The organism is Ruegeria sp. AA3, assembly GCF_056542905.1.
Genome location: NZ_JBQGAQ010000003.1, coordinates 309,382 through 321,207 on the forward strand (window position 1 = coordinate 309,382; position 11,826 = coordinate 321,207).

Sequence of the window (11,826 nt, forward strand, 5' to 3'; positions counted from 1 at the left end):
GGTCCGCACTATGAGCACCCGTCTCGCAAAACAAGGCCGGCTGATCGACCGGTCGAAACCGGTCAACTTTTCCTTCAATGGCACCTCGATGCAGGGTTACGAAGGCGACACGCTTGCCTCGGCTCTGCTGGCAAATGACAAGATGATGATGGGCCGGTCATTCAAGTATCACCGTCCGCGCGGCGTCGTTGCCAGCGGCGCGGAAGAGCCTAACGCTCTGGTCGGGTTGGGGCAGGGCAGCCGCTTCGAACCGAACCAGCGCGCGACCACGACCGAACTGTTCAATGGTCTGACCTCGGTGTCGCAGAACCACTGGCCGAACCTTGAGTTCGACATTGGTGCAATCAACACGCATCTGTCGCGGTTCTTGCCGGCCGGTTTCTATTACAAGATGTTCATCCACCCGAAGCCGTTCTGGAAACATGTGTATGAACCTTTCATACGTCAGTCGGCGGGATTGGGCAAAGCGCCGGATAAGGAAACCAAGGACGCGGACACCTACGAACACTTCTATGCTTTCACCGATGTTCTGGTGATTGGCGGTGGTATCGCAGGTCTGCAAGCGGCCAAAACGGCTGCGCAGTCGGGTGCCAAGGTGTTGCTGATCGAGCAGACCGCCCATTGGGGCGGTCGCGCCCCGGTTGATGGTGGAACTGTCGGCGGTGAGCCTGTGGATAAGTTCGTGGAACAATTAGTTTCCGAACTCGAAACAATGGACAATGTCACCATGCGCAACCGCTGCATGGGGGCAGGAGTCTATGACCATGGCTATGTGTTGGGATACGAACGCCTAACCGACCACAAGCCCGGCACCCAGGGGCCACGTCACCGTCTGTGGCGGATCCGCGCCAAACAGGTGCTTACGGCGACCGGGGCAATCGAAAGACCGCTTTCCTTCGCTGGGAATGACGTACCAGGTGTGATGCTGGCCGCAGCAATGCGCGACTATTTGGTAAACTGGGGTGTGGCACCGGGTGAGCGGGTCATCGTTGCGACGAACAATGACGATGCTTATCGGACGGCGATAATTCTGAAGCAGGCAGGTGTGGATGTACTGCGCGTGGTCGATGCGCGCGATACCGCAGGTCCGTTGGCAGAAGAGGCGCGACAGCTGGGCATCCGTGTTGATCCGGGCAAGGCGATTGCAAAGGTCAAAGGCGGCAAGCGCGTGAAAAAGGTCGAGCTTTGCAACCAGAACGGCATCGGCGGCGCGCGCGAAGAGGTTGATTGTGATGCGGTTGCAATGTCGGGCGGCTGGTCTCCGGTTGTTCACATGTGGTCGCATTGTGGTGGCAAGCTGATCTGGGATGAGGTCCAAGCCCATTTCCGTCCCGACCCGGCGCGTCCGCCCCTGGGTGCCAATGGTGAAGGGTTCGTCGTTGCAGCTGGGGCGTCGAACGGACCACTGGCATTGGCCGAGGTGCTGACTGATGCACATGCGGCAGGTAAAGCAGCCGCCAAAGCAGCGGGCTTCAAACCCAAGAACACCAAGACTCCTGTCGGTGAAACCACCGAAGAAGCTGCGATGGAAGCCGTCTGGCTCATGCCTGCCAACGCAGAGATTCAGCTGCGCATGAAGTCATGGCTGGACTTTCAGAATGACGTCAAAGTCTCTGATGTGCAGCTAGCAGCACGCGAAGGCTACGAGAGTGTTGAACACACCAAGCGATATACCACTCTGGGTATGGCGACGGATCAGGGTAAGCTTAGTAATATCAATGGCTTAGCAATTTTGGCTGATGCGCTTGAGTCCGAGATTCCGAAAGTGGGAACCACTACTTTCCGCCCGCCATACACGCCCATTTCGATGGGTGCGATTGGTGGCGAAGCGCGCGGTGACGTGTTCCAGCCGATCCGGCAGACGCCGATGCACAATTGGCACGACAAGAACGGTGCCGATTGGGAACCGGTCGGTCATTGGCGTCGGACGTATGCTTATGTGCGTCCCGGTGAGTCCGTGCATGACGCGGTGAATCGCGAGGTGAAGAACACCCGCGAAAATCTCGGTCTGCTGGATGCCTCAACGCTGGGCAAGCTGATCGTCAAAGGCCCCGACGCAGGTAAGTTCCTGGACATGATGTACACCAACATGATGTCTACGCTGAAGGTTGGCAAATGCCGCTACGGCCTGATGTGTTCGGAAAATGGTTTCCTGATCGACGATGGCGTTGTTGCACGGATCGACGAAGATACATGGCTGTGCCACACCACCACAGGTGGTGCGGAGCGTATCCATGGTCACATGGAAGAGTGGCTTCAGACCGAGTGGTGGGACTGGAAGGTCTACGTCGCGAACGTCACCGAGCAATATGCGCAGGTCGCCGTGGTAGGTCCGAACGCTCGCAAGGTGCTGGAAAAGCTGGGTGGCATGGATCTATCGAAAGAGGCGCTGCCGTTCATGGAATGGCGCGATGGCAAGATCGGCGCGTTCGACGCGCGGGCCTACCGCATCTCGTTCTCTGGCGAGCTGTCCTATGAGATCGCGGTTCCCGCCTCTCAGGGGCAGGCGTTCTGGGATGCTCTGATGGACGCAGGCAAGGAATTCGGCGTGATGCCTTACGGCACCGAATGTCTGCACATCCTGCGGGCCGAGAAGGGCTTTATCATGATCGGCGATGAGACCGACGGCACCGTGATCCCGCAGGATCTGGGGCTGCACTGGGCTCTGTCGAAGAAGAAAGAGGACTATCTCGGAAAACGTGCCCATTCGCGCAGCCATATGGCCGATCCAGAACGCTGGAAATTAGTCGGTCTTGAGACTGTGGATGGATCGGTTCTGCCGGACGGTGCCTATGCGGTGGGCGAGGGCGTGAATGCGAACGGTCAGCGCAACATGATCGGGCGCGTAACCTCGACCTACTACTCGGCTAATCTGGGCAAAGGCATCGCCATGGGCCTGATCAAACACGGCCCCGACCGGTTGGGCGAAGTCGTCGAGTTCCCGGGCACTGACGGCAAAACCTACAAGGCCAAGATCGTGGACCCGATCTTCTATGACAAGGACGGGGAGAAGCAGAATGTCTGAACCCATCAGCGCACTGAACCACGCCTCATATGATGGCATCGCCAAGATCGAGGAATGTGGCCTGCAGGGCATGATCACATTGCGCGGTGATCTGTCGGATAAGGTACTGGCTAAGTCTGTCAAAGACGCCACCGGGCAGAAAGTGCCCGGTCAGCGTGAAGCGTTTGTGAATGGCGACACCGGTGTTTGCTGGATGTCCACCGACGAATTGCTGGTGCTTGTGCCTTATGCCGAGGTCGAGGCCAAACTGGCCGCGATGACCAACGCGCTAAGCGGTACGCACGCGCTGGCGGTCAACGTCTCCGACGCGCGGGCCGTATTCCGCGTTTCGGGCGCGAACGCGCGCGAGGTATTGGGCAAGCTGGCTCCGGTTGAGCTGTCGGCCGAGGCATTCCAACCCGGCCAGATCCGCCGTTCGCGTTTGGCGCAGGTGGCAGGTGCCTTCTGGATGGACGACGCTGAGACTTTCCGCATCGTCTGCTTCCGCTCTGCGGCGGATTATGCGTTCAAATTGCTTAAGGTTGCGGCGCAGCCCGGCAGTGAGGTCGGGGTTTATTAAGCCCTGATCGCCTGATGATATGCGGGTGAGGGGGCATTGCCCCCTCGGCCTGCGGCCTCACTCCCAGGGTATTTCTGTTTAGATGAAGGCCGGATCTCTGGTTCGGGTCTCAGGGGTTAGTGCTGAACAGGAATGTCGGGAACTGAGTGAGTGCACGCTGGCCCGTGAGGGCAGACTCGCCGGTTTCGCCTGTGTGTGGGTCGTGGCATTGGCGATAGAAAGCCAGGTCTTCCGATAGTTTTTTCATGGCCGCGCTGCGGTTGTCTGCGCTCAGATAAGGTGCGTGCGTTGAGAGAAACAGCGCAGGGTTATCTTTTTCTAACCAAGGCAGCATAGAAGGCAGGACCGAAAATTCAGCGCCTTCGATATCCATTTTGACCAAAGAGACATCAGTCAGGTCGACGGATTCAGAAAATTGGTCCCAACCGATGGTAAGTGCGTCAGTGCCATGGCTTCCTTCGTGGAGCAATGATGACGTTGAATCGCCTGCCTCTCCGTGCGCTGAAGCCATTCGTGTCACTCCAAACCCATCTGACAAGGCGATGCTGAAGGCTGATACGTTTCGGATGTCGTTCAGCTCTAGGTTCCAGACCAAATGGCGGTAAGCTACTGGGTCAGGCTCAAAACACCACACATGGCGAGCGCGGCGCGCGGCATAGAGGACCGTGGGGCCGATCCATGCACCGATATCAAGATAGTCCTGTTCGGGCGACAGATATTGGTCCAGCACCGAAAATGTCTCGGGTTCCCACTCCCCGGCTGATGCCTTGCGCCAGAATTTCGAGTGGTAGGGGTCCAGACGAAAGCGCTCACCGTTCAGGTTGCCCGCATAGTATCCGCGGGCGCGATAGAACATTTTGCGCGCCTGTGTCAGCATCGCGGACCTCCGGGTTTTTGTGTCGCGGGCCTTGACCTGCGGCGGCTGTCAAAGCATTTAACCTTTGGAACCGCAACATTCATTTTCAACAGGGGGCCGACATGGCTTTTGAACTTCCTGATCTTCCTTATGCACATGACGCGCTGGCAGCCAAGGGTATGTCCGCGGAAACGCTGGAATATCACCACGACCTGCACCACAAGGCCTATGTCGACAACGGCAACAAGCTGATCGCCGGCACCGAGTGGGACGGCAAGTCGCTGGAAGAGATCATCGTTGGCACCTACGACGCAAACGCCGTCGCGCAGAACGGTATTTTCAACAACATCAGCCAGCTGTGGAATCACAACCAGTTCTGGGAGATGATGGGCCCAGGCGGCAATGCCATGCCCGGCGAGCTGGAGAAGGCTCTGACCGAAAGCTTCGGTTCGGTTGACGAATTCAAGTCGCAGTTCAGCGCTGCCGGTGCTGGTCAGTTCGGTTCGGGCTGGGCGTGGCTGGTCAAGAATTCCGACGGCTCGCTGGCTGTCACAAAGACCGAGAACGGCGTGAACCCGCTGTGCTTTGGTCAGACCGCACTGCTGGGTTGTGACGTATGGGAACATTCCTACTACATCGACTTCCGCAACAAGCGTCCGGCGTATCTGTCGAACTTCCTCGACAACCTGGTGAACTGGGAAAACGTCGCCTCGCGGATGTGATCGGTTGATCGGAGAGTGACCTTCTTAGAGGCCTGCTTGCGAAAGTGAGTAGGCCTTTTTTGTTTATTTATCCAGGACTGGCTAGAAGTCGGCAATTCTATTTAGTTTTAATGACCTCTTTGAGCCCGAAGCGGACTTTTTGGAAGTCTTGGCCCAGATTTGCCTCAGGGAAGTTGATGGAATTGAAAAAATTGCAATGTTGTGTTGGCCGTCTATGACCAATTGGCCGATTTTTTACGCTTTCTTAATGCTATAGTGCGTTGGCGTGTTTTCGGAGGTTAATTAATGCTCATCGTCCTAGGTCTGTACTTCGGCATAATTTGGTTGGTGTTTTCTAAACTTGAGTTTCTCCCGTGGAACGGGTTCTGGAAAACGGTGGCCTACGGTGGCGCAGCTGTAATTGCACTGGTCGTGATTGGAGCACTCAATCACACAACACCCACAGGGCCAGTTTCAGTTAAGGGAATTGAGACGAACATCGCACCCAACGTGTCCGGAACTGTCGTCGAGGTGGCTGTGGAAGCCAATCAATCGGTCAGTGAAGGTGATTTACTCTTCAAAATCGATCCTGAAGTATTTGCCACTGAAGTATCACGCCTTGAGGCTTCTCTTGAAACAGCGAAATCCTCGGCCGACCAGCTGCTGACCGATCTAGAAGCCGCAGAGGCTGAAATCGAGTCTTTGAATGCCCAGCTTCTCTTCGGACAACAGAGGCGTGACGACATTATCCAATTGGAAGAGCGTGGTGCCTCGACAACATTTCAACTTCAAGAAGCCGTTGCGACGATTGATCAACTGACCGCGAATATCCGAGCAGCTGAAGCGAGAAAGAAGGGGCTGGAGCGCCGAATTTCTGCTTCGATTGACGGAAGAGACGCCGCAGTTGTCGAAGCTGAAATGGCGCTGGAACAGGCCAAATGGAGCCTTGCTGAAACAGAGGTTCATTCACCCGGAAATGGAGTCGTCTCTGCCGTCACGCTAAGACCTGGAAACCGAGCCACTACATTCCAAGGCGCAATAACCTTTATTGATCCATTGGATTTTGTCATTATAGCTTCCCTCCCGCAATCCAGTCGTCAAAACGTTCAAATCGGAGACGAGATCAGGCTGGCGCTGCGAACACAGCCGGGCGTTGAGTTCTCTGGCGTGATTGTCGATATGCCGGTCGGGTCAGCCGAGGGGACACTTGATCTACGTGCAGGCCTTCCTTCAATTAGAGAACTAGCCGGTATTTCAAGCTACACTGTGCTGATCGAGTTGGCCCAAGATCCCGATTTTGAATCTCTACCCTTTGGAACATCAGGAACAGCATTGGTCATGACTGAAAAAGCAGGCGCAATTGGAATTCTCGCAGAAATCCTGTTCTGGGTAACTAAACAGCTGAACTATCTGTAAATTGTAGGCTTTCGTATACCTACATTTTTCTTGGTTTTATTAGGCAGCTTTGTCTGCAATGCAGACGTTGAATTTTCGCAAATATGGCTCCTAAAGTGCTGATCGGCTGTCTCCGCTAATTTCATGACCCTTTCGCCGCGAGTTAATTTGCCGGTAAATTCCCGCTCATAAATTCGAATTAATCTGAACGCGTATTGTACTACACCTCACAGTGCCTAGCTAAGACAGGCGGAGGGAGAGAACCGCCAAACAATTGAAAAACAAGGTTGTTGTGCGTGGATGTCTTCATTCGCGCGAAACTGAAACCATGGCCGCTGGGCGAGGGATCGGCACCTTAACCTTTGAAGGAGACCATTATGGCAGCACTTGAGCAGGGAACATGGGTCATCATCGCAGACGGGGAGAAGGCTCTGGTGATGGAAAATATCACCGACGCGCAAGATCCCAATCTGGTTGTCGTTTCAGTTGAGGAACAAGACACCGTAACAGCAAAGCCGACGGATCGGGCTGGGCGCAGGTCTGATATCGGCCCCAACCAGAAATCCGCCGTGGAAGAGGACACATGGAGGGCTCACGCCAAGTCCTTGTTCGTGCAGGATGTGGCAAATCTACTGAATCGTAAGGGCCTGAAGGGTGCATACAAACGCCTGGTGTTAGTGGCTAGTCCGCATGTTTTGGGCCTGTTGCGTCGCAGATTGCACAGCAAAGTGCTCGCTAAGGTGGTAGCAGAAGTTGATAAGACGCTGACCAACCATCCGATGCACAAGGTTGAACAGATACTCAGGACTCGATTGGCCAAACCTGCCTGAAGAGAGGTGATCTGCGGGCGGTTCACACCGCCCGATTACCGTCTTTTTAATTCAGCAATCGACGAAGTTCGGACATCGCTGCCTCAGGCGTGGTGACCCAGGTAATAAACTCTGCCAGTGAAGCGTCGGCAAAGCCTTGACCAATAAGTTGCTCCAGCAATGTATGCAGCGCGTCCCAGTAGCCATCTACATTCATCACCAGAATAGGTTTGTTATGCAGACCCAACTGCCGCCATGTCAGAGCTTCGAACAACTCGTCCAATGAACCAGGTCCGCCAGGCAAGACCACAACGGCATCGGCATTCATGATCATGACCTTCTTGCGTTCGTGCATCGTTTCGGTCACGACAAAGCGGGTTAGGTCAGTTTTACCAACTTCGCGTTGCAACAAGTGGACAGGGATCACTCCAAAAGTATCACCATCAGACGCCTGTGCCGCACGGGCTACTTCGCCCATCAGACCCACATCTCCGGCTCCATAGACTAGCCGCCAACCTTCTTTGGCCAGTATGGTCCCAAAGTTTTGGGCGGCGGCGGAGTAGGCGAGATTCACTCCATTGCGTGACCCGCAATACACACAGACCGATTTCTGAGACATGGGTTGGGCTCTCTGCTCTTGTGTTAGGGGTTTTGACCCGTGATAGCGGGATTGATAGGTTGGCTCAACCGCTCCTGGGAATGTGTGCCAAATTGGCCAAGTACCGGGCGGAGTGAAAGGATAAGAATGAACGCCAAATCGGGAAGCGGAGGTTCTGGTACCTTCATATGGGGTCTGGTCGCCGGGATCGTTGTGGTGCTCGTTGCGGGCGGATTATATCTGTCAGGTCTGTTCGACCGACCTCAGGAACTGGCCGAGCCAGAAGCAGTTGAAACATCCGAACCGAACGTAACAGCTAAGCAGGAAGCCGAGGAACCTGCAGATATCCAGCCGGATGAACAGACGACAGAAGCTAGCGAACCTGCGCCTGCTACGCCCGTCGAGAGCACCGAGCAAGCCGCTGTAATCGAAGAAGAGCAAGTGCAAGAGAGAGAAGAGCCGGAAACCCCGGTTCTGGCGGCGCCGGTGCTGGATCAGATTTTTGTCGAATCCGATGGAAACGGATTGTTGTCCGGTAGCGCCGAACCAGGGGCTGAGGTCAACGTTCTGCTCGACGGTGAAATTATTCATCGCTTTACTGTCGACGCAAGCGGCCAGTTCGCTGAATTCGTATCGATCCCATTTGCAGACGACGCTCGCGGGCTGGTTCTTGAAACCCGGAGTGGAGAAAGTACCAGCCGGTCAGATGACTATCTGATCGCGGCGCTGCCTGAACCGGTCCCTCCGGTCGAGTCAGAGCCTTCTGCCGATGAGCCGGTCAAAGAAGTTGCTGAGGCGCAGACCGTGGTCACCGAAACAAACGATCAGCAAGCAACCGACGAAGCCGAGACCGAAGAAAATGAACCCGAGGTTGCTGGCACCGTTTCGCCGCCCGCAGACCAGGCTGCGCCCGCGACTGAAACACAGTCCGAAACAGTTGACGTGCCTGATCAACAAGTCGCGATCCTGCGCTCGGGCGAAGAAGGTGTTGAACTCGTGCAACCGCCCACCGTGCTGGACACACCGCCGGAACAGATCGCATTGGACACGATCGGGTATTCAGACGTTGGCGATGTGGAGTTGACAGGGCGCGCTCAGGACGGATCTGCAGTGCGCCTGTATCTGGACAACAAGCTTGTTGCTGACCTTGAGCCTGCAACGGATGGACAGTGGCGTGGTGAGGTCGAGGGTATAGATCCCGGCGTTTACACCCTACGTGTGGATGAGGTTGCTCCAGATGGGACAGTTGTCAGTCGGCTAGAGACTCCGTTCAAACGCGAGCCCGTCGAGGCTCTGCGTGCAGCCGAAACAACCGAAGCGGGTGAAACCCCGGCGGGAACTCCTGCGATCCGCTCCGTCACGGTTCAAAAGGGCGATACACTTTGGGCGATTTCTCGGGATAGGTTCGGAGATGGTGTGTTGTACGTTAAGCTGTTTGAGGCCAACAAGGACTCGATCCGTGATCCTGACTTGATCTATCCAGGGCAGATTTTCACTATCCCTGAGTAAAAAAGACCACTGGCCCAACACCGGGCCAGGGCTATCTCTGACCGCAGTTAAGGTACGTGATGAGGCAACCATCCGCGATTCAATCCGAGCCGGACGAACAACGTTCAGGCTGGCGCACGATCCGCAAGGTAGCACCCTATCTTTGGCCTGAAGATGAGCCATGGGTCAAACGCCGTGTGGTTTGGGCGATGGCGATGCTGGTGCTGGCCAAGCTGATCGCTGTTTATACACCGATTCTGTATAAGGGCGCAGTGGATGGACTGGCGGGTGAGGGCGTGCCACCGATTGCGCTGGGTGCGATTGGTTTGACGGTTGCCTATGGGGTTGCCCGCATGATGACCGTCGGGTTCCAGCAATTGCGGGATGCGTTGTTTGCACCAGTTGGTCAACGGGCGTTGCGGGCGTTGGCGCTTGAGACGTTTCAGCATATTCACCAGCTTTCGATGCGTTATCACGTGACGCGGCGCACGGGTGGTCTCAGCCGAATTATCGAGCGCGGGGTGAAGGGCGTTGAATTCCTTTTGCGTTTTCTGCTCTTCTCGATTGGGCCACTGATCCTGGAACTGCTTCTGGTGTCGGTCATACTGCTGTGGCTGTTTGATGTCTGGTATCTGGTCGTAGTCGCGGTGACGATCGCGCTCTATATTTGGTTCACATTTGCGGTGACTGAATGGCGCGTGAAGTTGCGGCGCGAGATGAATGATCAGGATACCGAAGCCAATCAGCGCGCCATCGACAGCCTTCTAAACTTTGAAACGGTTAAATATTTCAATGCCGAGATGCGCGAAGCAGAACGCTATGATATCTCGATGAAAGGCTATGCCCAGGCTGCGCTGAAGACGGCTTATTCGCTGGCATTCCTGAATTTCGGCCAATCGTTCCTGATCACTTGTGGTCTGATTGGAGTGATGGTTCTGGCCGCCATAGGCGTGCAAAAAGGATCATTGACTGTGGGCGACTTCGTGATGGTCAACGCATACATGATCCAGATTACGGTTCCGCTGAACTTTCTGGGCACGGTTTACCGCGAGATCCGGCAGTCACTGGTGGATATGGGGCAGATGTTCGATCTGCTCGAACAACCGGCAGAAGTGACAGACAAACCTTGTGCGCCAAACCTCAAGGTAGATGGTGGAGAGGTCACGCTTGAAAACGTGCATTTCGGATATGAAGCGGATCGCGAAATCCTGAAGGGTGTGTCGCTGACGGTGCCTGCCGGGCAGACCGTGGCGATTGTCGGGGCGACAGGTTCAGGTAAATCCACCATTGGGCGGCTGCTGTTCCGGTTCTATGACGTCACAGGCGGCGCATTGAAGATCGATGGGCAGGACGTGCGCGATGTCAGCCAATCGAGTCTGCATGCCTCGATCGGGGTGGTTCCGCAGGATACGGTCCTGTTCAATGATACGATCCGATATAACATCGCCTATGGGCGCGAAGGGGCGACCCAGCAGGATGTTGAGGCCGCCGCTAAAGCCGCTCAGATTCACGATTTCATCGTCAGTCTGCCTGAAGGGTATGACACCAAGGTCGGCGAACGTGGCTTGAAATTATCAGGTGGTGAAAAACAACGCGTTGGTATCGCCAGAACGCTTCTGAAAAACCCGCCGATCTTGTTGCTCGACGAGGCGACCTCGGCCTTGGATACGGAAACCGAGCAAGACATCAAGGACGCTCTAGCACGTGCAGGTGAGGGCCGGACTGTGATCACTATCGCTCATCGTCTTAGCACAATTGCCGAAGCAGACCGGATTGTTGTGCTTGAGCGAGGTGAGATCATCGAGCAGGGCACGCATGATGAGTTGCTGGGGCATGAGGGGCGATATGCCCAGCTGTGGAGCCGTCAGCAATCCGACAGCCAAGCGGCCTGAGCTCAACGGCCCTTACAACTGATGATTGTGCGGATCGGTTTAAAAGAAAATCGGTCGCTGCGATACGGTTTTCCGTTTGACGCGGACCCGCCGCCGCGACACTGTGCGGGCCGAAACAAAGACAAGGAATAACCTTATGAAAATGCGAGCGGCGGCGGTGTTGGCTGCAACACTAATGATGGCGACTTCGGCAGCAGCTGAGAATCTGGAATTCTTGATTATCAACGAAACCAGCTATGATCTGGTTGAGTTCAACGTGTCTCCGGCCTCGTCCGGCAGCTGGGAAGGCAATCTGCTTGAGGGTGGTTATCTGGGTGCGGATTACGAAGTGGGCGTCCTCATCGCGGACGGGCTAACCACCTGTGTCTATGACATCCGCGGTGTTTTCAGCGACGGAGAATCGATTGAAGACTATGGTCTGAACCTGTGCGATCTGGGCGAATACGCGTTCGTCGAATAACACTTCTGCCAGAAACGAAAAGGCGAGCCCGAGGGCTCGCCTT

Annotated in this window: 10 protein-coding genes; 8 read left to right on the forward strand and 2 right to left on the reverse strand. The window is 55.5% G+C overall.

Going from position 1 to position 11,826, the window contains the following annotated elements; translation table 11 throughout:
* The first annotated feature begins 10 nt into the window (after positions 1-10).
* Positions 11-3,025: a sarcosine oxidase subunit alpha family protein gene (locus ACR0JR_RS08145; protein ID WP_480455728.1), complete on the forward strand. Its 3,015-nt coding sequence runs from the start codon at positions 11-13 to the stop codon at positions 3,023-3,025.
* Positions 3,018-3,584, forward strand: a complete 567-nt coding sequence (locus ACR0JR_RS08150) for a sarcosine oxidase subunit gamma (RefSeq protein ID WP_480455729.1) — start codon at positions 3,018-3,020, stop codon at positions 3,582-3,584. The genes ACR0JR_RS08145 and ACR0JR_RS08150 overlap by 8 nt, the downstream gene beginning before the upstream one ends.
* Positions 3,585-3,693: 109 nt before the next feature.
* Here ACR0JR_RS08150 and ACR0JR_RS08155 read toward each other — a convergent pair whose 3' ends face one another.
* A complete protein-coding gene (locus tag ACR0JR_RS08155) occupies positions 3,694-4,461 on the reverse strand; it encodes an FkbM family methyltransferase (RefSeq protein WP_480455730.1) in 768 nt (255 codons plus the stop codon).
* 101 nt (positions 4,462-4,562) lie between these two features.
* Here ACR0JR_RS08155 and ACR0JR_RS08160 point away from each other — a divergent pair, with 101 nt between their 5' ends.
* From ACR0JR_RS08160 to ACR0JR_RS08170, 3 genes are all read left to right on the forward strand, one after another.
* A complete protein-coding gene (locus ACR0JR_RS08160) occupies positions 4,563-5,162 on the forward strand; it encodes a superoxide dismutase (protein WP_170375882.1) in 600 nt (199 codons plus the stop codon).
* Positions 5,163-5,447: 285 nt separating this feature from the next.
* A complete protein-coding gene (locus ACR0JR_RS08165; protein ID WP_319544864.1) occupies positions 5,448-6,557 on the forward strand; it encodes an HlyD family secretion protein in 1,110 nt (369 codons plus the stop codon).
* Positions 6,558-6,913: 356 nt separating this feature from the next.
* On the forward strand, positions 6,914-7,366 hold the full coding sequence (locus ACR0JR_RS08170; RefSeq protein WP_170472335.1) for a host attachment family protein: 453 nt from the start codon (positions 6,914-6,916) through the stop codon (positions 7,364-7,366).
* Positions 7,367-7,412: 46 nt separating this feature from the next.
* Here the strand turns inward: ACR0JR_RS08170 and ACR0JR_RS08175 are convergent, their stop codons facing one another.
* The gene (locus ACR0JR_RS08175) at positions 7,413-7,964 is read right to left on the reverse strand and encodes an LOG family protein (protein WP_480455731.1); all 552 of its coding nucleotides are present in this window, start codon (positions 7,962-7,964) and stop codon (positions 7,413-7,415) included.
* Between the two features lie 126 nt (positions 7,965-8,090).
* On the opposite strand from ACR0JR_RS08175, the gene ACR0JR_RS08180 reads away from it, so the two are divergent.
* The 3 genes from ACR0JR_RS08180 (at position 8,091) to ACR0JR_RS08190 (ending at position 11,783) form a co-directional block, all read left to right on the forward strand.
* A complete protein-coding gene (locus ACR0JR_RS08180; protein ID WP_480455732.1) occupies positions 8,091-9,452 on the forward strand; it encodes a LysM peptidoglycan-binding domain-containing protein in 1,362 nt (453 codons plus the stop codon).
* A 59-nt stretch (positions 9,453-9,511) separates the two neighbouring features.
* The gene (locus ACR0JR_RS08185; RefSeq protein ID WP_480455733.1) at positions 9,512-11,323 is read left to right on the forward strand and encodes an ABCB family ABC transporter ATP-binding protein/permease; all 1,812 of its coding nucleotides are present in this window, start codon (positions 9,512-9,514) and stop codon (positions 11,321-11,323) included.
* Between the two features lie 136 nt (positions 11,324-11,459).
* The gene (locus ACR0JR_RS08190) at positions 11,460-11,783 is read left to right on the forward strand and encodes a hypothetical protein (protein ID WP_480455734.1); all 324 of its coding nucleotides are present in this window, start codon (positions 11,460-11,462) and stop codon (positions 11,781-11,783) included.
* The last annotated feature ends 43 nt before the right edge of the window (positions 11,784-11,826 follow it).